At 66.6% G+C, this 19,889-nt stretch carries 13 protein-coding genes; 10 read left to right on the forward strand and 3 right to left on the reverse strand.

The annotated features are described in order from the left end of the window. The first annotated feature begins 104 nt into the window (after positions 1–104). From C8K14_RS00765 to C8K14_RS00790, 6 genes are all read left to right on the forward strand, one after another. Positions 105–2,939 carry a TonB-dependent receptor gene (locus C8K14_RS00765; protein ID WP_107715303.1) on the forward strand — a complete coding sequence of 945 codons (2,835 nt, stop codon included), beginning with the start codon at positions 105–107 and terminating at the stop codon, positions 2,937–2,939. A 127-nt stretch (positions 2,940–3,066) separates the two neighbouring features. After that, entirely contained in the window at positions 3,067–5,085 is a 2,019-nt protein-coding gene (locus C8K14_RS00770) for a hypothetical protein (RefSeq protein WP_107715304.1), read from the forward strand. Next, positions 5,082–6,557, forward strand: coding sequence for a tryptophan halogenase family protein (locus C8K14_RS00775; RefSeq protein ID WP_107715305.1), 1,476 nt, complete (start codon positions 5,082–5,084; stop codon positions 6,555–6,557). The genes C8K14_RS00770 and C8K14_RS00775 overlap by 4 nt, the downstream gene beginning before the upstream one ends. Further along, positions 6,554–8,101 carry an alpha,alpha-trehalase TreF gene (gene treF, locus C8K14_RS00780; protein ID WP_107715306.1) on the forward strand — a complete coding sequence of 516 codons (1,548 nt, stop codon included), beginning with the start codon at positions 6,554–6,556 and terminating at the stop codon, positions 8,099–8,101. The genes C8K14_RS00775 and treF overlap by 4 nt, the downstream gene beginning before the upstream one ends. A gap of 181 nt (positions 8,102–8,282) precedes the next feature. Next, positions 8,283–8,645 carry an antitoxin Xre/MbcA/ParS toxin-binding domain-containing protein gene (locus tag C8K14_RS00785; protein WP_233250830.1) on the forward strand — a complete coding sequence of 121 codons (363 nt, stop codon included), beginning with the start codon at positions 8,283–8,285 and terminating at the stop codon, positions 8,643–8,645. A gap of 2 nt (positions 8,646–8,647) precedes the next feature. Beyond that, positions 8,648–9,187: an RES family NAD+ phosphorylase gene (locus C8K14_RS00790; RefSeq protein ID WP_233250831.1), complete on the forward strand. Its 540-nt coding sequence runs from the start codon at positions 8,648–8,650 to the stop codon at positions 9,185–9,187. Between the two features lie 4 nt (positions 9,188–9,191). Here C8K14_RS00790 and C8K14_RS00795 read toward each other — a convergent pair whose 3' ends face one another. From C8K14_RS00795 to C8K14_RS00805, 3 genes are read right to left on the reverse strand one after another with little or no spacing between them, the layout of a single operon-like run. Beyond that, entirely contained in the window at positions 9,192–10,247 is a 1,056-nt protein-coding gene (locus tag C8K14_RS00795) for an alpha/beta fold hydrolase (RefSeq protein ID WP_233250832.1), read from the reverse strand. Between the two features lie 17 nt (positions 10,248–10,264). Then, positions 10,265–11,746, reverse strand: coding sequence for a carnitine 3-dehydrogenase (locus tag C8K14_RS00800; RefSeq protein ID WP_107715307.1), 1,482 nt, complete (start codon positions 11,744–11,746; stop codon positions 10,265–10,267). Then, positions 11,746–12,639 carry a 3-keto-5-aminohexanoate cleavage protein gene (locus C8K14_RS00805; protein ID WP_107715308.1) on the reverse strand — a complete coding sequence of 298 codons (894 nt, stop codon included), beginning with the start codon at positions 12,637–12,639 and terminating at the stop codon, positions 11,746–11,748. Before C8K14_RS00805 ends, C8K14_RS00800 begins: the two co-directional genes overlap by 1 nt. A gap of 113 nt (positions 12,640–12,752) precedes the next feature. Here C8K14_RS00805 and C8K14_RS00810 point away from each other — a divergent pair, with 113 nt between their 5' ends. The 4 genes from C8K14_RS00810 (at position 12,753) to C8K14_RS00825 (ending at position 19,824) form a co-directional block, all read left to right on the forward strand. After that, on the forward strand, positions 12,753–13,742 hold the full coding sequence (locus tag C8K14_RS00810) for a GlxA family transcriptional regulator (RefSeq protein ID WP_107715309.1): 990 nt from the start codon (positions 12,753–12,755) through the stop codon (positions 13,740–13,742). 103 nt (positions 13,743–13,845) lie between these two features. Continuing rightward, positions 13,846–15,258 carry a cytosine permease gene (locus C8K14_RS00815; protein ID WP_107715310.1) on the forward strand — a complete coding sequence of 471 codons (1,413 nt, stop codon included), beginning with the start codon at positions 13,846–13,848 and terminating at the stop codon, positions 15,256–15,258. Positions 15,259–15,384: 126 nt separating this feature from the next. Next, on the forward strand, positions 15,385–17,691 hold the full coding sequence (locus C8K14_RS00820) for a TonB-dependent receptor (protein WP_107715311.1): 2,307 nt from the start codon (positions 15,385–15,387) through the stop codon (positions 17,689–17,691). Positions 17,692–17,748: 57 nt separating this feature from the next. Next, positions 17,749–19,824, forward strand: coding sequence for a phosphocholine-specific phospholipase C (locus tag C8K14_RS00825; RefSeq protein ID WP_199223617.1), 2,076 nt, complete (start codon positions 17,749–17,751; stop codon positions 19,822–19,824). Positions 19,825–19,889: the final 65 nt, after the last annotated feature.

Here is a 19,889-nt window from a genome sequence, read left to right on the forward strand (position 1 = left end):
AATCGTTGGCCAGTCATCTGTAGGGCCGAACGCCGCAAAGGCGTGACAAACCTTCAGGGGAGGATACCTTGCGATCGATCCATCGCTTCTGCATTTCGTCATCCATGCTCGCCGCCACGGCGGTGATCGCCGCAGCGCCAGCCCAGGCGGATGAACAGGTGCGCCAGTTCGACGTTCCCGGCCAGCCGGCCAAGGACGCCATCGTGATCTTCGCCCATCAGGCCGGCATCCAGATCCTGGCGCCGGGCACGGCGACGCAGGGCCGCCGCATCGCCCCGCTCAAGGGCCGCTATACCGTGGCCGATGGCCTGCGCCGTCTGGCGGCATCGAGCCACATGCGCCTGGTTTCGTTCGATGGGCGCACGGCGGTTCTTGCCGATGCGGGCATGCCCGATGCGCGGATGTCGGGCCAGCAGCCGCGCCTGCGCAGCGAGCCGCGCCCGATGGCCACGCCTGCTGCCGCGCAGACGATCGATCCTGCGCCGGCCCCCGCCGCAGCCGAGGCGCCCGCGCCGGTCGAAGCCTCGCCCGCTGATGTCATCGTGGTCACCGGCAGCACCTCGGGCCGGCGCACGCAGTTCAACTCTTCCAGCAACGTGACGCTGGCCAATGCGGCCGAACTGCAGCGCAAGGCGCCGCGTTCCACCGCCGAAACCCTCGAACTCGTGCCGGGCATCTTTGTCGAGGCGACGGCTGGGCCGGCTTCCAACAACTATTCGGTGCGCGGCCTGCGCGGCGGCGGGCAGACGTTCATCACGCTGGAGCAGGATGGCCTGCCGATCCTCTATGGCGGCGGCGGCGCCGATTTCTATTTCCAGCAGGATCTGTCGGTCGATCGCATGGAAGCGGTCGAAGGCGGCACCTCGGGCGTGCTGGCCCCCAATGGCGCGGGCGCAACGATCAACTTCATCTCGCGCAAGCTCAATTTCGACAAGCTGGGCGGCGCGGTGCGCGCCACCGGCACGACCTATTCCGATTTCCGTGCCGACGCTTATCTTTCGGGCCCGATCAGCGATGGCCTGGCTTATAGCCTGAGCGGCTATTACTGGAGCCAGCGCGGCCAGCGCCATTCGCCGTTCCGCTACAACAGCTATCAGGTGAAGGGCCAGATCGAGAAGCGCTTCGACGACGATGGCTTCGTGCGCCTGACGCTGCAACGCCGGGACGAGCACGATCCCTATTATGCCGACATGCCGTTTGCCGTGGATGCATCGGGCAAGATCGGCAGCGTGCCGGGCACCGACCTGCGCTATGACAATGTGCTGGGCCAGGCGTTCCGCTCGATCGCGGTGCCCGATGCCTCGGCCACGGGCAATCGCCTGCGCACGTTCAGCGGCGAGGATGGCATCCACACCACCTCGTGGACCTATCGCATCGATATGGAAAAGCCGGTGGCCGATGGCGTGAAGCTGTTTGCCCGTGCGCGCTATCTTGATGGCAAGTATGATTTCAACGGCATCTTTCCGGGCAGCGGCTCGGGCACGGCGGGCCTGGCCTCGGCGGTCAACTATCTGACGCCGGGCACCTCGCCCATTGCCAGCACTCTGGCGGCGGGCGCAGCGGCGTTTCCGGGCACCACGCTGTTCGGCATTCGCGATACGCTGACCGGCAACGTGATTGCCGCCTCGGATACCGGCACGCTCAACGCGCTCAACGGCAATGGCCTGTTGCAGCAGACCGTGCTCAACCACCAGACGCTGGCGACCAAGGATTTCGGCAGCAATTTCGGCGTGACCTGGGATGCGCGCGGCGATGCGATCCAGAACTCGCTGACCGTGGGCGGCATGTATTACGACGTGCGCCAGCGCAACGACCAATCGGCCGTGGCCACCCTGATCAACGACGTGCGCGACAATTCGCATATCTATGACGTGGTGGCGCTGGACCAGGGCGGCCAGGTGCTGGGCCAGCTGACCAACAACGGCATGCTCAGCTATGGCAATTGGGGCCAGGGCATCTACAACAGCCACGTCGAAAGCCTGTCGGGCTATTTCAACGACGAATTGACCCTCAACGACAAGCTGCACATCGACTTTGGCGCGCGGTATGAGCATCAGCACATTTCCGCCAATATCGGCAACACCGCCATGGTCAACGAAGCAGTGCCGGCCGGCACGCCGGGCCTGGCGCGTGACGTGGGCAGCACGTTTGACGGCACTTATACCCATGTCGCCGCCAGTTTCAGCGATTGGGCCTATACCGCCGGGATCAACTACGAGCTGACGTCGAATGTCTCGCTCTATCTGCGCGGGGCCAAGGGTTTCCAGACCAACGGGGCCGATACCGGCGGTGCCCACGGCCCGACCGACCTGACGCTCTATGAAGGCGGGGTGCGCCTGCGCACGTCGATCCTGTCGGCCTCGATCGTTGGCTTCCGCACCTTGTTCAAGAACCAGTCGTACCAGTTCATCGACCCGGCCAATCCGGCCGTTGCCGTCAACGCCCTGGCCGACAACACCACCAACGGCGTGCAGCTTGACGCCGAATTGCGGCCGACGCGGTTCTTCAGCATCACCGCCACCGGGGTGTATCAGGTGCCGCGCCTGGTGAACCTGCGCTTTGATGGCGCGGCGCAGCCGCAATACGAAGGCAACACGCCCGAACGCACGCCGAAAAAGCTGCTGACCGTGACGCCGTCGTTCACGCTGCCCCATGGGCTGGGTGAAATCTATGGCCGCTGGAAATACGTGGGCAAGATCTTTGCCGACGCCGGCAATGGCGTGGCGCTGCCCAGCTACAGCGTGTTCACGATCGGCACCAACCTCAACCTGACCGACCAGCTCAACCTGGCGGTGAGCATCGACAACCTGACCAACGCCAAGGGCTTTACCGAAGGCAATCCGCGCCAGGGCCAGACGCAGACGATCGTCAACGGCTATTTCTATGGCCGCGCGATTGCCGGGCGCAACGCCTTGGCCTCATTGACCTACCGGTTCTGAAGCCCCCTCGTGCCGGGGGCTGCCCTCCCATGGCCCCCGGCACACCCTATCTTCTCCATCGTCACCCCGGGTCGAGCCCGGGGTGACGATGGGAGGAACGATTGATGCGCTATTCAAAGGACACCCCATGATCCCCACCCGCGTGCTGGCCCCGCTTGCCCTGCTGCTGCTGACCGGGGCGGCACCGGCGCCGGTGGTGGAGGAGGGGCTCAATCTCAATTCCTTTGTGCAAGCGGGCGATGTCGCGGCGCATGTGGTGCTGCGTTCGGGCAGCGATCCGCGCCTGATCGTGGCGTTTCCCGCGGGCAACAGCGGCACCGGGCTGTGGTTCGGCAAGCTTGCCCAGCCGGCGCGCTGGACGCTGACCACGCCGCCGGTGCCGGTGCACGAAGCCGATGCGCACGGCCGTCCCTTGCGCGGGGTGCGCCTGGCTGCACAGATCACCACGCCCCGGCTCGATCTCAAGCAGGCGGTGCTGTCGAGCGTGCGGGTGCTGCGCGATTACCAGGCGCTGGGCAAGGCGCCGGCGCAAGTGCTGGTGGCGCCGCGCGTTGATGGCAACAGCGTGGTCTGGCAGCGGGACCGGCTCGATGGCCATGCCGGCTATCGCCTGGCGCTGATCGTAACCCATGGCCGCGTGGCCGATGGCGCGATCCTGGCCGGGCCGGATGGGCGCATCACCCTGGCAATCACCGCGCTGAGCGGCGACCCCGCGCTCACGCCCTATACCGCGCCAACCCTGCTCACTCCGCAGGCCGCCGCCGATCCGGCGGCGCGGCGCGCGTTGCAATTCCTGAGCTATCATGAGAAATTCCTGGCCGGGTCGTGGCGGTTCAACACCTATTTCGGACGGGATACGCTGATGTCGGTGCGGCTGCTCATGCCGGTGTTGACGCCCCCGGCGGTGGAAACCGGCCTGCGCTCGGTGCTCACCCGCTTGTCGGCCGATGGCAACGTGGCGCACGAGGAAGACATCGGCGAATTTGCCGTGCTCGATCATCTTGCCGCCGGGCAGGGCGCGAGCGATGCGCCCACCTACAACTATGCGATGATCGACAGCGCGTTTCTGCTGGCGCCGGTGGCGCGTGCCTACATGGTGGACGATCCACGCGGCCAGGCGCGCGCCGCCGCGTTCCTGGCCGAGCGCGATGGCGATACCGCGCTGGGCGCGGCGTTGATCCGCAACCTGCGCCATGTGGTGCAGGCGGCCGACGCCTTTGCCCGCGATCCGCGCTGGCAAAACCTCATCGCGCTCAAACCCGGCATGGATGCGGGCGAATGGCGGGACAGCAACGATGGCCTGGGCGGCGGGCGCTATCCCTATGATGTCAACGCCGTGCTGGTGCCGGCCGCGCTCGATGCGGCGGCGGCCATGGCCCAGGCCGGCCTGCTCGATCCCTATGCCACGCCCGATGATCGCGCGATGCTGGCGCGCGTGGGGCACATGGCGCAGGTCTGGCACGATCAGGCGCCGCGCCTGTTCCTGCAAAGCGTGGATGCCGCCACGGCGCGCGCGCGGGTGGATGCCTATGCCCGGCAGGAAGGCGTGCCGGCGGCCCCCGCGCTGGCCGCGCTGGGCAATGCCCCGCTGCGCTATCACGCCATTGCGCTCGACGGGGCGGGCCAGCCGGTGCCGATTATCCATTCTGATGAAGGCTTTGCCCTGCTGATGGGCAGGCCCGATGCCGATCAGGTGGCCCTGGCCGCCGATACCATGGCGCGGCCCTTTCCCGCCGGGCTGATGACCGGCGCGGGCATGGTCGTGGCCGATCCGGCGCTGGCCCCGGCACCGTTGCAGGCGCGCTTTGGCCGCAATGCCTATCACGGCACGGTGGTGTGGTCGTGGCACCAGGCGCTGGCCGCCGCTGGCCTGGCGCGGCAGGCCGCGCGTACCGATCTGCCCGGCGCGGTCTGCGCCAAGGTGCGCGGCGCGCAAGGCGCCCTGTGGCAGGCGATCGATGCCAGCCGTGCGGTGCAGAGTTCCGAGCTGTGGTCATGGAGCGTGACGGGCGGCCGCTACAAGGTGGAAGCCTTTGGCGCGCGCGGCGGCGATGCCGATGAATCCAACGCTGCGCAGCTGTGGAGCACGGTCTATCTGGCGCTCAAACGGCCGGCGCCGGGCATGACGGGCTGCGGCCCGCGATGAGCGGCGCGCCGATTGCGTCGATCGCCATCCTGGGTGGCGGCACCGCCGGGTGGATGACGGCGGCGGCCTTGTCCAAGGCGCTGGCGCCGCAGGGCGTGGCCATTGCCCTGATCGAATCCGATGCAATCGGTACGATCGGCGTGGGCGAAGCGACGATCCCGACGATCCACTGGTTTAACCAGCTGATCGGCCTGGACGAAGCGGCGTTCATGCAGGCAACCGGCGCCACCTGGAAGCTGGGCATCGAATTTCGCGGCTGGCAGGGCGATGGCAGCGCCTATTTCCATCCGTTCGGCACCTATGGCCTGCCGGGTGACGCGCAGATGCTGCCGCACCGCCTGATCCGCGCGTGGAACGGCGGGCACGCGGTGGAGATCGAGCAGCTTTCGCTGACCACGCAACTGGCGCGGGCCGGCGTGTTTGCGCGAAGCAGCGGCGATCCACGCTCGCTGCTGTCAACGCTGGGCCATGCCTATCATTTCGATGCCGGCCTCTACGCCGCGTTCCTGCGGCGCATGGCCGAAGAGCGCGGCGTGCGCCGCCACGAGGGCCGCGTGACGGCGATCGACCGCGATGGCGAGACCGGTTTCATCCGCGCGCTCACCACCGAGCGGGGGGAGCATGTGGCGGCCGACCTGTTCATCGATTGCTCGGGCCTCACTGGCCTGTTGATCGAAGGGCAGATGGCGGCTGGGTTTGAAGACTGGTCGCACTGGCTGCCGTGCGACAGCGCCTGGGCCGCGCCCACCGCCGCCGATCCGGCCGCGCCGCTGTTCACCACCGCCACGGCGGCGGCGGCTGGCTGGCGCTGGCGCATTCCGCTGCAACACCGCGTGGGCAATGGCTATGTCTTTTCCAGCCGGTTCGAAACCGCCGATGCCGCGCGCGACAGCCTGATCGCCGCGATCGGCACGCCCACGGCCGATCCGCGCCTGATCCGCTTTACCCCTGGCCGCCGCCGTCGCGCCTGGATCGGAAATGTCGTGGCGATCGGCCTGGCCAGCGGGTTCCTCGAACCGCTGGAATCGACCAGCATCCACCTGATCCAGACCGGGATCGGCAAGCTGCTGTCGCTGTTCCCGCGCCAGGACTGCGCGCCGCTGCTGGCCGAGCAATACAACCGCGTGTTCGCGCATGAAATGGAAGACGTGCGCGATTTCCTGGTGCTGCACTACCACTTCACCCAAGGCCGCAACGAGCCGCTGTGGCAGCACTGCCAGGCGACGGCCCTGCCCGAAAGCCTGGCTTACAAGGTGGAGCAGTTCACATCGAGCGGGCGCCTTATGCTGCGCGGCGAAGAGCTGTTCCGCGATGCCAGCTGGTTTGCCGTCATGACCGGGCAGGGCTTGCGCGCCGGCGATCATAATCCGATGCTGGACGGCATGAGCGAAACGGAAAACCTGCGCCACCTTGATGCCGTAAAGGCGGCGGTGGCCAAGAGCGCGGCCCAATTGCGGGCGGGCCGGGCATGAGGCTGCGCCCCCTCGCACTCGCGCTGGTAGCACTGGCCACGATGGGGCAGGCGGCACCTTCGCCACAGCCCCCGCCGCAGGTATTGTTCGGTCCGCTGTTCGAAGCGGTGCAGGCAGCGCGGCTCTATCCCGACAGCAAGACCTTTGCCGATGCCACCCCGCGCGAGGCGCCCGATGCGGTGATGGCCGCCTGGCGGGCGGAGCAGCCGCAGGGCCCGGCGGCGCTGCGCGCCTTTGTGAACCGGCACTTCGTGGTGCCGGCCGAGCCGGGGACGCGGCCATCGCTGCGCGAGCATATCGCCGCGCTGTGGCCGCAGCTGACCCGCCCGGCGCTCACCCCGCCGCCGGGTTCATCCGCCTTGGCCATGCCGCAGCCTTATGTCGTGCCGGGCGGGCGCTTTCGCGAAATCTATTACTGGGACAGCTATTTCACCATGCTCGGCCTCAAGGCCGATGGCCAGGATGCGCTGATCGCCGGCATGCTCGATGATTTCGACAGCCTGGTGGCGCGCTATGGCTTTGTGCCCAACGGCACGCGCACCTATTACCTCGGCCGCTCGCAGCCGCCGTTCCTGGCGCTGATGGCCGATCTCGATCCGCGCCACGATGCCGCCACGGCAGCGCGGCATCTGGCGGCGCTGCGGGCCGAGCATGCGTTCTGGATGAAAGGCGCGGCCGCTGCGCGCAAAAGTGGTGCATCGGCCCGCGTGGTGCGCATGCCCGATGGCAGCCTGCTCAATCGCTATTGGGACGATGCCCCCGGTCCGCGCGATGAATCCTGGCGCGAGGATGTGGCCACCGCCCGCACGTCGGGCCGGCCGGCTGATCAGGTCTATACCGATCTGCGCGCCGGGGCGGAAAGCGGGTGGGACTATTCCTCCCGCTGGCTGGGCGATCCGGCGCGGCTGGAAACGATCCGCACCACCCAGATCGTGCCGGTCGATCTCAACAGCCTGTTGTGGGCGCAGGAAAAGGCTATCGCCCGCCGCTGTGCCGAAGCCGGGGACCAGGCTTGCGCCGCTGATTTCGCTGCCCAGGCCGATGCCCGCGCCCGTGCCATCCAGCGCTGGCTGTGGCTGCCGGCGCAGGGGCGCTTTGCCGATTGGGACCGCGAAACCCGCCAGGCCAGCCCGCGCGTTTCGGCCGCCACGCTCTATCCGCTGTTCGTCGGCCTGGCCCGGCCCGATCAGGCGCAGGCCGTGGCGCGGCTGGTGCGCGCGCAATTGCTGGCGCCGGGCGGCTTGCGCACCACGCCGCTGCGCACCGGGCAGCAGTGGGACGATCCCAACGGCTGGGCACCGCTGCAATGGATCGCCCACGAAGGCCTGCTGCGCTATGGCGAGGGCGATCTTGCTGCGATCATCGCGCGCGCGTGGCTGGGCACGGTGCAGGCCGCCTATGACAGCACCGGTAAGATGCTGGAAAAGTATGACGTGGAAGCCCACGCGCCCGGTGGTGGCGGGGAATATCCGCTGCAGGACGGCTTTGGCTGGACCAACGGCGTGACGCGGGTGTTTTTGGAACGATATGAGCCGAAGGGCTAGGGTTCGCACCACCCCCCGACCCCCTCCTCTGAAGAGGAGGGGGAGCTGACACGCCGCTCTAAAGCCCCCTCCTCTTTAGAGGAGGGGGTTGGGGGTGGTGGAAACCTAAGCCGACCCCATCTTGCAAATCCGCCATTGCCACGTATATTGCCCCTATATCGCGGCAATTGGTGAGGCAGACGTGGCTACGGCGTTTCTGGCAGATATGGTGGGGCAAGGCGGGGCGGTTTCGCCCGATGTCGTCTCGGGCCGCCTGCGCATCACCAAGACCGAACTGGCCCATGCCCTGGGCCTGTCACGCGACAGCGTGTCCAAGGCCAGCCGCGTGGCATCGCCCGCCACGCAGAAGCGGCTGCGTGACATGGTGGAGATCGTCAACCGCGTGATCCCCTGGGCCGGTTCGGAACTGGCCGCCTTTGCCTGGTATCGGTCGCAGCCGCTGCCTTCGTTCGGGGATCAGACGGCAGAGGATCTGGTCCACGCCGGGCGGGGGGAAGCGGTGAAGCGCTATCTCAGCCGCATGGCCGAAGGCGGCTTTGCCTGATCGTGGCCGATCCGTTGCCGTTCAGCCGCCTGAGCGGCGCCGTCTATCGCGCGCATCATCCGCGCTGGGCGTTTGATCCGGTTTCGGGAGAAGGCGCGGCGCGCCATGGCGGGCGCTTCAATCGCGTGGGCATGCCCGCGCTCTATACCGCGCTGCGCCCGGAAACCGCCTGGCTGGAAGCGCAGCAGGGCTTTGCCTTCAAGGCGCAGCCGCTGACGCTGTGTTCGTATGACGTGGATTGCGCCGATCTGGTGGACCTGACCGACACGGCCACGCTGGCGGCGCTGGCCGTGGTGCCGGCTGATCTGGCCTGCGCCTGGGAAGACCTGGCCGATCGCGGGCACATCCCGCCCACCTGGCACCTGGCAACGCGGCTGGTGGGGCAAGGCGCGGCGGGCGTGATCGTGCCCAGCTTTGCCCATCGCGCCCAGGCCGACGATCGCAACGTGGTGTTCTGGACCTGGGCCGATGCGCCGCCGCACCAGGTGCGCGTGGTGGACGACCATGGCCGCCTGCCGCGCGACGACAGTTCCTGGCGCTAGACCTTCAATTTCTTGCCTGCCATGCGCACAATCCCAGGCTGGCACCCTTGGCCAGCGCGGCGGGCACTTTGGCATCGGCGAGGGCGGCGCTGTGTCCGCCTTGGCACACCACGGTTTGCCCGGTGATGCCGGCCAGTTCGATCAGCACCTGGTCCCAGTGGCGATATTGCACGTCGTGCGCTTCGCCGGGATAGACGCGGAAGGCGACCACGTTGGGGAAATGGTGGTGCCAGTATTCCGCCTGGTCCAGCGTGACCAGCGGATCGGCACCGCCCTGGTAGATGTGCACCGGCGCGGTCACCCTGGAAACATCGGGCGCCGGGCCGCAATAGCGCTGCATCTCGGCCGCTTCGGGCAGGGGATCGCCCATTTGCCCGCGAATGAAGAACGTGCGCGCGCCTTCCTCGAACGCGCGATCGGCAAAGCCGGGGATGCGCCGCGTCGGGCTGGTGGCGGGAAAGGCCCACCAGCTTTGCGGGTTCTGCACTTGCCCGGCAAGGGATTGCGCCAGCGTGGCCAGCGGCACGCCGCATTGCCGCCCCTGCGGATTGGTGGCCGCGGTGGCCAGCATGTGCAGGCTGATCACGCGATCGGGCATCGCCCCGGCCACGGCGGCCATATAGGGCCCACCGCCCGAAATCGCCACGCCGGCAAAGCGCTGCACCGCCAGGTGGTCGAGCACGGCGCGCACCTCGCCGGCATAATCGGCATAGGTCCACCCCGGCTGATAGGCGGTATCGCCAAAGCCGTTGCGTTCCACGGTGATGAACCGCAGCTTCAGCGCAACGCGCAGGCTTTTGAGGAAATCGGTCATCCCGCTGGCCCGCGCGCTGGTGCCCGTGCCGCCGATAAACACCACGCTGCGCCCGCCCAGGTCACCGCTGTCGGTGAAATGGACCACGCGCCCGCCTGGCAGGGTCAAGGCCTGGACCGCCGGCCCGAAATCGTCGAAGCGATCGGGCAGCGGCGGGACCACTGCGGCGGGCTGGGCTGGAGCTTTGGCCAGGCCCGGGGTTGCGGCCGTCGCCGCCAGAAGAAACGCGATCATCAGGCGGCGCATCGGTCTTTCCTTTCTGTTCAGCCCAGCGATATCCGGCGGCCGGCGCCATCGGGAACCGGCAGATCGGCCTGCGCCGTTGCCAGTTCCGCCATGCGCGCCGCTGGCACGCCGGTGGCCGGCCCGGCCCGGCCGGTGTCCTTGCTGACATGCAACAGCATCTGTTCGGCCGTGGCCACCAGTTGCCCGTCGCTGCCGCGAAACAGGCTGTGGAACACGTGGGCGCGCTTGGCATCGGCGCCCAGAATCTGCGTGGCGGCCACCAGGCGATCCCCGGCATGGGTTTCGCCCAGATGGCGGATGTGGGTTTCCACGGTGAACCAGCTGCCGGCCTGCGCCAGGTAGGCCGCATCCACGCCGATGTGCCGCAGCAGCGCATCGGTGGTATCGCCAAACACCTGGAGGTAGCGATGCTCGGTCATGTGGCCGTTGTAGTCGATCCATTCCGGCGCCACGTCGGTGGCGTGGAGGGCCAGGGGCCGGCGTTCGTCGATGCTGCTGGCGAGCGGGGCGGGGGCCTGCTCCATCAGGCGGCGGGCATAGCTGGCGAGGGTTTGCCCAGCGCCGTAATCCTGCCCGCGCAGGCCCGAAAGCACGGCGATCAGGCAATCGTCGCGCTGGCGCTCCAGCGCGCGGATCGACATGTCGCCGGCCTGGTCGTCAGACTGCGCGGCAACCGCGTCGATCAGCTCCTGCGTCAGTTCGGGTGCTTCGAGCTTGGTCCACGGCAGTTTCAGCGCAGGGCCGAACTGCGCCAGGAAATGGCGCATCCCGGCCTCGCCGCCGGCCATGCGATAGATCAGGAACGTGCCCATGAACGACCAGCGCAGCCCGGCACCAAAGCGGACCGCGTCGTCGATTTCCTCGGTCGTCGCCACGCCGTCGTTCACCAACCACAGCGCCTCGCGCCACAAGGCTTCGAGCAGGCGATCGGCGATGAACCCGTCGATTTCCTTGCGCACATGCAGCGGGTGCATGCCGATGGCGGAATAGAAGGCGGCGGCGCGGTCCCTGGTTTGGGTTGAGGTCTGGGCGCCGCCGCAGATTTCAACCAGCGGCAGGAGGTATACCGGGTTGAAGGGATGACCCACGACCATCCGCTCGGGATGGGCCATGCCCGATTGCAGGCGTGTGGGCAAAAGGCCCGAGGTGGACGAGCCGATCACCACGTCGGGCCGCGTGGCGGCATCGATGCGGGCCAGGATCGCGATCTTGAGGTCTTCGCGTTCGGGCAGGCTTTCCTGCACGAAATCGGCATCGGCTACGGCGTCTTCCACGCTGCTGGCCAGGCGCAGGTGACCTTGCGCGGGCAGGGCGCCGGGCACCAGCTTGTCCCAGGCGCGGCGCGCGGCGGCGAGCACGGTCGTCACCTTGCGCTCGATTTCGGGATCGGGATCGAAGATCGCAACGTCGATGCCGTTGAGCAGCATCCGCGCCGCCCAGCCGGCGCCGATCACGCCGCCGCCGACCAGCCCCGCCCGGGCGATGGAGGGCGCCGCCATTACGCCACCTTCCGCAGCTTGAGCTTTTCGCGCACTTCGGCCGGGCCCATCACGCGCACGTTCATCGCCTCGATGATGGTGCGGGCGCGGGTGACGAGATCGGCGTTCGAGGCCTTGACCCCGCGCGAGAGATAGAGGTTGTCTTCCAGGCCGACGCGGACGTTGCCGCCGGCCAGCACGGCCATGGCCACGAACGGCAGCTGCCGCGCGCCGATCGAAAAGGCCGAGAACGTGGCGCCCGCGGGCAGCTGGTTGACCATGGCCATGGTCGTGCCGGGATCATCGGGCGCGCCATAGGGGATGCCCAGGCACAGCTGGATCATCACCGGATCATCGAGCAGGCCTTCCTTGATCAGGTCTTTGACAAAGACCAGGTGGCCGAAATCGAACACTTCCAGTTCGGGCCGCACGCCCAGTTCCTGCACTTTGGCCGCCATGGCGCGCAGGTGGCTGGGCGTGTTGGTCATCACATAGTCGCCCAGCGAAAAGTTCATCGTGCCGCAATCGAGCGTGCAGATTTCGGGCAGCAGTTCCACCACATGGGCCAGCCGTTCCATCGGGCCGACCATGTCGGTGCCCACCGGATTGAGCGGCAGCGGGTTTTCGCCCGCGCCGAACACCACGTCGCCGCCCATGCCGGCGGTCAGGTTGATGATCACGTCGGTATCGGACTCGCGGATGCGCTCCACCACTTCGCGATAGAGCGCGACATCGCGGCTGGCCTGCCCGGTTTGCGGATCACGCACATGGATGTGGGCAATCGCGGCGCCGGCCTTGGCCGCCTCGATCGAGGCCTGCGCGATCTGCGCCGGCGTGATCGGCAGGTCGGGATGACGGCTGGCGGTGTCGCCCGAACCGGTAACCGCGCAAGTGATGAACACGTCGCTCTGCATCGCAACTCCCCCGTGCTGATGATGCTTAGCATGCGGCAGGTGCCGCGAAAATTTGACGCTGAAAACGACACAGATAATGCAATTTGCGACGCGGTGTGTTTTCCTGCGCGGCGATGACCGAACCCGCGATCCCCTTGCCTGAACGAATCGATTTCCTGCTGGTGGAGGGCTTTTCCGCCCTGGCGTTCTTTTCCACGGTGGAGCCGCTGCGCGTGGCCAATCGCCTGGCCGCCCAGCCGCTGTTTGCCTGGCGCCTGCATTCCGCCGATGGCGAGCCGGTGGCGGCATCGAGCGGGATGCGCGTGGTGGTCGATGCGCCGCTGGCTGCGCTCGATCCGCCGGGCACGCTGATCGTGTGCGCCGGGTTTCATCCCGAACGCGGCCTGGGGCGCGCCGGGCTGGCTGTGCTGCGCCGCTTTGGGCGCGGTGGCGGGCGGTTTGGCGCGATCGACACCGGCATCGTGCTGCTGGCCCAGGCCGGGGTGGCCGGGCCGGGGCCGGTGGCGATCCACTGGGAGGCGGAAAGCGGGTTTCGCGAGGCCTGGCCGCAGATCGCGGTGGCCGATGCGCTCTACACGCTGAGCGAGCGGCTGTTCAGCTGTGCCGGTGGCACCGCCGCGCTCGACATGATGCTCGAACGCATCGCCCGCGCTCATGGCCTGGCCTTTGCCAATGCCGTGGCCGAACAGTTCATCCACGACCGCATCCGCCCGGCCGGCGAAGGGCAGCGCATGGCGGCGGGCCAGCGCCTGGCGATCCGCGATCCGCACCTGCTGCGCGCGATCGCCGCGATGGAGGCCCAACTCGACCTGCCGTTGCGCTCGGCCGACCTCGCCCGCCAGGCAGGCGTGGGCGTGCGCCGGCTGGAGCGGCTGTTCCTGGCGCATCTGGGCGTTTCGCCGCAGCGCCACTATCGCCGGCTGCGGCTGGAACGGGCGCGGGTGCTGCTCGAAACCACCGACCTGCGCGTGCTCGACGTGGCGCTGGCCACGGGCTTTGATTCGGCATCGGCGCTGACCCGCGATCTGCGCCGCGCGTTTGGCATCACCGCCACCGCCGCCCGCCGTGGCACCCGCTTTGCCCGCGCCACCAAGGCCGAGTGAGCCTTGCGCATTTCCCCCTTGCGGCCCCCGGCCAAGCCCCCCAGCATCGCGTGTACACACGGGCGTGCACAGGCACGACCCGCCAAGACGGGGGAAATGGGCCATGTCCAGCCAACCGGTTACGCGCTCGCGGATAGAGGCGCATTCGATCGATTTCGTGCCGCTGGCCGAGCGGCATGGCAAAGTCTGGCATCTGTGGCCGGTGTGGTTTGCCGGCGATGCGCACCTGGCCACGCTGGCCACCGGCGCGCTGGGCATTGCCATGGGGCTCAACCTGTTCTGGTCGCTGGTGGCGATCGTGGGCGGCTGCGCGCTGGGCACGTTCTTCATGGCGTTCCATGCGGCGCAGGGGCCGCAGCTGGGCCTGCCGCAGATGATCCAGTCGCGCCCGCAGTTCGGCTATCGCGGGGCGCTGCTGGTGTGGGTGGTCGCGCTGATCACCTACGTTGGCTACAACGCGTTCAACCAGGTGCTGGCGGCGCAGACGGTGCAGGAACTGGCAGGCCTGCCGGCCCGGCCGACGATGGCGGTTTTCACCATTCTAGCGATGGGCGTGGCGTTGATCGGCTATGACCTGATCCACCGGGCGCAGCGCACGTTGGCCTTTGCCCTGATCGCGATCCTGGCGGTGTTTACTGCCGGCGCAGCCTGGCTGGTGCCATTGCCCGCTGGGCAGTTCGATCCGCACCGCTTCGTGATGATCCCGTTCCTGCTGCAGTTCTTTGCCGCGGCCGCGTATCAGCTCAGCTGGTCGATCTATGTTTCTGATTATTCGCGCTATCTTCCGCCCGAAGTAGGCGTGCGCGCGGCGTTCTGGTGGACATTTGGCGGCGCCATGCTGGGCGGGGTGTGGATGATGGCGGTGGGCGCGATCGCCGCTGCCGCGCTGCCGCAGGATGGCGTGATTGCCGCCGCGCGCATGGTGGGTGACCAGATCGTACCCGGGTTCGGCATGGTGCTGCTGGTCGTGGCCTTTGCCGGGCTGATCACGGCCACTTCGCTCAATTTTTACGGGGCGTCGCTCACGCTGCTGTCGATTGCCGATTCCTTCATGACGCTGCGCAGCACGATCCGCGAACGGGTGGTGTCGCTGGTGATCGTCACGGTGCTGGCTTCGGCGCTATCGTTTTCCGCATCGAAGGATTTCATGCACGATTACGAACTGCTGCTGTCGGTGCTGCTGTATATCTTCACGCCATGGACGGCGATCAATCTGGTCGATTTCTACATCGTGCGAAAAGGGCATTATTCGATTGCGGCGATATTTGATCCAGACGGCATCTATGGGCGGTGGAATGCGCGCGGGCTGATCGCCTATCTTGCCGGGTTCCTGGCCATGGTGCCGTTCTTCAGCACGCATGTTTTTACAGGGCCGGTCGCGCGCGCCCTGGGCGGGGCAGACATCTCGATGCTGATCGGCTTGCCGGTCTCGGCGCTGGCCTATCTCGTCTTGTGCAGAAACGTTTCGGCAACGCAACAGATGGAGGTGCCGCAGCATAAGCAAAGCGTTTGTTGACCATAAGTTGCGCTTTGCATAACTTTTTTGACAGGAGGACCTGGCTGAATTGATCCGGTGAGTCCGCACAAGCGCATAACGCCCGCGTTCCCGTGATCATTCAGTACAACACATGGGGGAATTCATATGCGTTATAAGCATCTATCCGGCGTTGCTCTGCTTGCGCTCGCCGGCGCCGCTTCACCCGTCCTCGCGCAATCAGCACCCGATGCGGCAACGCCGGCGTCTGCTGCCGGGGGCGATGACGAAGGCAGTCCCATCGTTGTCTATGGCCGTGGCGAAACCCGCCAGGTCCAGACCGTTACCGCGGTTGATATCAAGGCCGCCACGCCCGGTACCAGCCCGCTCAAGGTGCTGGAAAAGCTGCCCAGCGTTTCGGTGCAATCGGCCAATGCGCTGGGTACCAACGAATGGTCCACGCGCTTTTCGGTGCGCAGCTTCAGCCAGAACCAGCTTGGCTTCACGCTCGATGGCGTGCCGCTGGGCGACATGAGCTATGGCAATTTCAACGGCCTGCACATCAGCCGCGCCATCGCCTCGGAAAACATCGGCAGTTCCACGCTGGCGCAGGGTTCGGGCGCGCTCGATACGCCGTCGAGTTCCAACCTGGGCGGCACGGTACAATTCTTCAGCCAGACGCCGACCGACGATTTCGGCGTCGATACCCAGGCCAGCTATGGCAGCGAAAACGCCTATCGCCTGTTCGGCCGGCTCAACACCGGCGATCTGGGTGGCGGGGTCAAGGCCTATGTCAGCGGATCGTGGCTCGATGCGCCCAAGTGGAAGGGCGAAGGCAAGCAGCAGGCCTGGTCGGTCAACAGCAAGATCGTGGTGCCGCTGGGCACGAGTGCCAAGCTGACGGCCTTTGCCAACTATTCCGATTTCAAGGACGACGACTACATGGATATGTCGCCGGCCTTGATCCAGAAATATGGCTGGAACTGGGATTATATCCGCAACGATTACAAGACCGCTCTGGCGATTGCCAAGAACCTGCAATCGGATCTGGTCAACTATTCCAAGTATTGCGCCAATTACGCCGGATACAGCCAGACGATCTGCGCCGATGATACCTATTACAACGGCTATGGCCTGCGTAAGGACTTCCTGGCCGGCGCCAGCCTGACGGCAGACCTTGGCAGTGGCCTGTCGCTGCGCATTTCGCCCTATTATCACCACAACAAGGGCATCGGCACGTGGTGGACGCCCTATACCCCAACGCCGGGCGGCGCGGCGCTGTCGATCCGTTCCACCTCGTACAAGATTGCGCGCGGCGGCCTGACCGGGGCGCTGACCTACAAGATCGGCACAAACGAACTGGAACTGGGCGGTTGGTACGAATCCAACAAGTATACCACGGCGCGGCAGTTCTTCCCGCTGGCGGACTCGACCACGTCGAGCATCGACAACCGTGAGTGGCCGCAAAATCCGTTCTACACGCAGTATAAGTACAACTTCAAGATCACCACCGCGCAGTTCTTTGTCCAGGATACCTTCCAGGCCACTGACAACTTCAAGATCAACGCTGGGTTCAAGGGACTTAGCGTGATCGTCGACAACCAGTACGATCCCGCCAGCCAATCCAGCGCTGCGGCGCGCGATACCTCGGGCCGGCTCAAGGCGCGTGACCTGTTCCTGCCGCAGGCGGGCGTGAACTATACGTTCAATCCCCAGGTCGAGGCGTTCCTCAGCTATGCCGAGAACATGCGCGCCTTTACCACCGATCCGTTCATGACGAACCAGGCCGGTTTCCAGGCCATCAAGAACACGATCAAGCCGGAAACCTCGAAGACGGTGGAAGGCGGCCTGCGCTTCCATCTCGATCACTTCGAAGGCTCGATCGCGGGCTATCACGTCAAGTTCGAGAACCGGCTGCTTTCGGTGCAGCCCTGCGCCATCATCGTGGGCTGCGCCACGGTGCTGTCCAACGTGGGTTCGGTCACCACCAACGGGGTGGAACTGGCCGGCACCTATCACCTGACCCGGGCGCTGTCGCTCTATGGCTCGTATTCCTATACCGATGCGCGGTACGACGACGACGTGCTCAGCGGCGTGCTCTACCCCACCAAGAACAAGCAGGTGGCGACGGTTCCGGCGCACCTCGCCAACGCCGAAATCGCCTACGACGATGGCGTGATCAGCGGCCGGATCGGCGCCAATTACCAGTCCAAGCGCTATTACACCTATACCAACGATGCCAGCGTGCCCGGCCGCGTGCTGGTCGATGTCTCGCTGGGCTATCACTTCGATGCCGCCGACGGCCCGCTGCATAATCTGGAAATCCAGGGGAACGTCACAAATCTGTTCGACAAGAAGTATATCGCGACGCTCGGTGAGAACGGTCTGGCCTTCACCGACCCCGGTGGTACGCTGCAGTCGATGCTGGTGGGGGCGCCGCGCCAGGCCTCGATCACGCTGCGCAAGCGGTTTTGACAGAGTACGGATGCCGGCGAGCGCAGCGCCGGCATCCGCCTGTTTATTGAGGCAAGCATGATGACGTATCGGCCGGCGCGCCGCAGTTTCCTGAAAGCGGTGGCGGCGGCCGGGGCGGCCGGAACCTTGCCGCAATCCATTGCCACGGCCCTGGCGCTGCCGGCCGCACGGCGCACCGGCACGCTGGCCGATGTCGAACATGTGGTGATCCTGATGCAGGAAAACCGCTCGTTCGATCACTATTACGGCACCCTGCGCGGGGTGCGCGGCTATGGCGATCCGCGCCCGCTGCTGTTGCGCAATGGGAAAAGCGTGTTTCACCAGCCCACGCCCGATCGCCAGGGCGTGGTGCTGCCGTTTCGCATGGATGGCCGGATCAGCAATGCCCAGGGCCTGAAAAGCCTGGACCACAGCTGGAAGGGCGCCTTTGCCGATTGGGCGGAATACGACAGCTGGATCAAGCACAAGACGCCGCAATCGATGGGCCATTTCGTGCGCGAGGACATCCCGTTCTATCACGCGCTGGCCGATGCCTTTACCATCAACGACCAGTATTTCTGCTCGATCCACGGGCCGACCAACCCCAACCGCATGTTCCTGTTTTCCGGCACCAGCGGGCTGAGCGCAGGCGACGATCGCGCCCAGGCGGTGGACAATGCCGACGATGGCAACTGGACCGCCGACATGGCGCGCGACAAGGCCGATTTCCCCGGCGCGGCGCGCTGGACGACCTATGCCGAGCGGCTGGAACAGGCCGGGGTAAGCTGGCAGGTCTATCAGGAATACGAGAATTTTGGCGATAACTCGCTGCCGTACTTCGCCAATTTCCGCGGGCTCGATCGTGCGTCATCGCTCTATCGGCGCGGGCGGGCATGGGTTGCCGGCTCCAGCGCGGAAACGGCCGAAACCTCGCAGGCGCAATACCTGGTCTCTGCCTTTGCCAAGGACGTGGCCGCCGATACCCTGCCGCAGGTTTCGTGGATTGTCGCGCCGGCGCGCTATTCCGAGCATCCCGAGGCGACGCCGGCCTTTGGCGAAAGCCTGACCGCGCGCCTGATCGAAGCGCTGGTGGCCAATCCCAAGGTCTGGGCGAAGACCGCGCTGATCATCAACTATGATGAAAACGACGGCTTTTTCGATCATGTGCCGGGCCCGGTGCCGGCGGTGAACCGTGCCCAGGGGCTGAGCAGCGTGGACACGCATGGCGAGGCCTACAAGGGCGAGCCGGTGGGCCTGGGCATTCGCGTGCCGCTGATGATCGTGTCGCCCTGGACGCGCGGTGGCTTTGTCCATTCCGGGGTCAACGATCACACCTCGGTCATCCGCTTCCTGGAGCGGCGCTTTGGCGTGATGGAGCCCAACATTTCGCCCTGGCGCCGCGCGGTGACCGGCGATCTGGTCGATATGTTCGATTTTGCCGATCCCGATGGAGCGGCGCTGCATGCCTTGCAGGCATTGCCCGCGATCGGCGATTATCGCGCCCGCGTGGCCGCGCAGGCCGCCTTGCCGCAGCCGCATCCGCCGGCCGAGCAGGCCATGCCCCAGCAGGAACCCGGCCAGCGCCCGGCGCGCGCACTGCCCTATCGCCTGGCGGTGGGCGAGGTGGGCAGCGGCGCCGATTGGCAGCTGGAATTTGCCAATACCGGCCGCCAAGGCGCGGTATTCCAGGTTTATGATCGCGGCGGCACCGCCGGCCCGTGGACCTATACCGTGGCCGCCGGTGCCACCTTGCGCGATCGGCCGCCCGGCCTGGCTGCCGGGCCGTGCCGCCTGACGGTGCGCGGGCCCAATGGCTTTGTGCGCGATCTGGCTGGGCCGCTGCCGCCGCCCGCGCGTGTATCGGTGCAGGAAGCGGGCGATACGCTGCTGGTGGCACTGGCCAATCCTGGCGCGGCGCCGGTCACGCTGTCGCTGCGGCACCTGGCCTATGGCTCGGCCTCGGCCACGCCACAGCGCATCGTGCTGGCGCCCGGCCAGGCCCGCACGGTGCGGGTGCCGATTGCTGCCAGCCATCACTGGTATGATCTGGCCGTGGATGGCCCCGATGGCTTTCGCCGCCGTTTTGCCGGCCACGTCGAGACCGGCAAGCCGAGCTGGTCTGACCCGGCGATGGGGACGATGGTCGAGGTGTAGGCTGGTTGCGGTTTTGATAATTACAGCGGGACCCCGGATCAAGTCCGGGGTGACGAGAAAATAAA

The organism is Novosphingobium sp. GV079 (assembly GCF_003058045.1).
Taxonomy (GTDB): Bacteria; Pseudomonadota; Alphaproteobacteria; order Sphingomonadales; family Sphingomonadaceae; genus Novosphingobium; species Novosphingobium capsulatum.

What these genes read in the sequence shown, in the direction of transcription:
- C8K14_RS00765 (WP_107715303.1), top strand. Translation starts at nt 105, where the DNA reads ATGCTCGCCGCCACGGCGGTGATCGCCGCAGCGCCAGCCCAGGCGGAT.
- C8K14_RS00770 (WP_107715304.1), top strand. Translation starts at nt 3,067, where the DNA reads ATGATCCCCACCCGCGTGCTGGCCCCGCTTGCCCTGCTGCTGCTGACC.
- C8K14_RS00775 (WP_107715305.1), top strand. Translation starts at nt 5,082, where the DNA reads ATGAGCGGCGCGCCGATTGCGTCGATCGCCATCCTGGGTGGCGGCACC.
- treF (WP_107715306.1), top strand. Translation starts at nt 6,554, where the DNA reads ATGAGGCTGCGCCCCCTCGCACTCGCGCTGGTAGCACTGGCCACGATG.
- C8K14_RS00795 (WP_233250832.1), bottom strand. Translation starts at nt 10,247, where the DNA reads ATGCGCCGCCTGATGATCGCGTTTCTTCTGGCGGCGACGGCCGCAACC.
- C8K14_RS00800 (WP_107715307.1), bottom strand. Translation starts at nt 11,746, where the DNA reads ATGGCGGCGCCCTCCATCGCCCGGGCGGGGCTGGTCGGCGGCGGCGTG.
- C8K14_RS00805 (WP_107715308.1), bottom strand. Translation starts at nt 12,639, where the DNA reads ATGCAGAGCGACGTGTTCATCACTTGCGCGGTTACCGGTTCGGGCGAC.
- C8K14_RS00810 (WP_107715309.1), top strand. Translation starts at nt 12,753, where the DNA reads ATGACCGAACCCGCGATCCCCTTGCCTGAACGAATCGATTTCCTGCTG.
- C8K14_RS00815 (WP_107715310.1), top strand. Translation starts at nt 13,846, where the DNA reads ATGTCCAGCCAACCGGTTACGCGCTCGCGGATAGAGGCGCATTCGATC.
- C8K14_RS00820 (WP_107715311.1), top strand. Translation starts at nt 15,385, where the DNA reads ATGCGTTATAAGCATCTATCCGGCGTTGCTCTGCTTGCGCTCGCCGGC.
- C8K14_RS00825 (WP_199223617.1), top strand. Translation starts at nt 17,749, where the DNA reads ATGATGACGTATCGGCCGGCGCGCCGCAGTTTCCTGAAAGCGGTGGCG.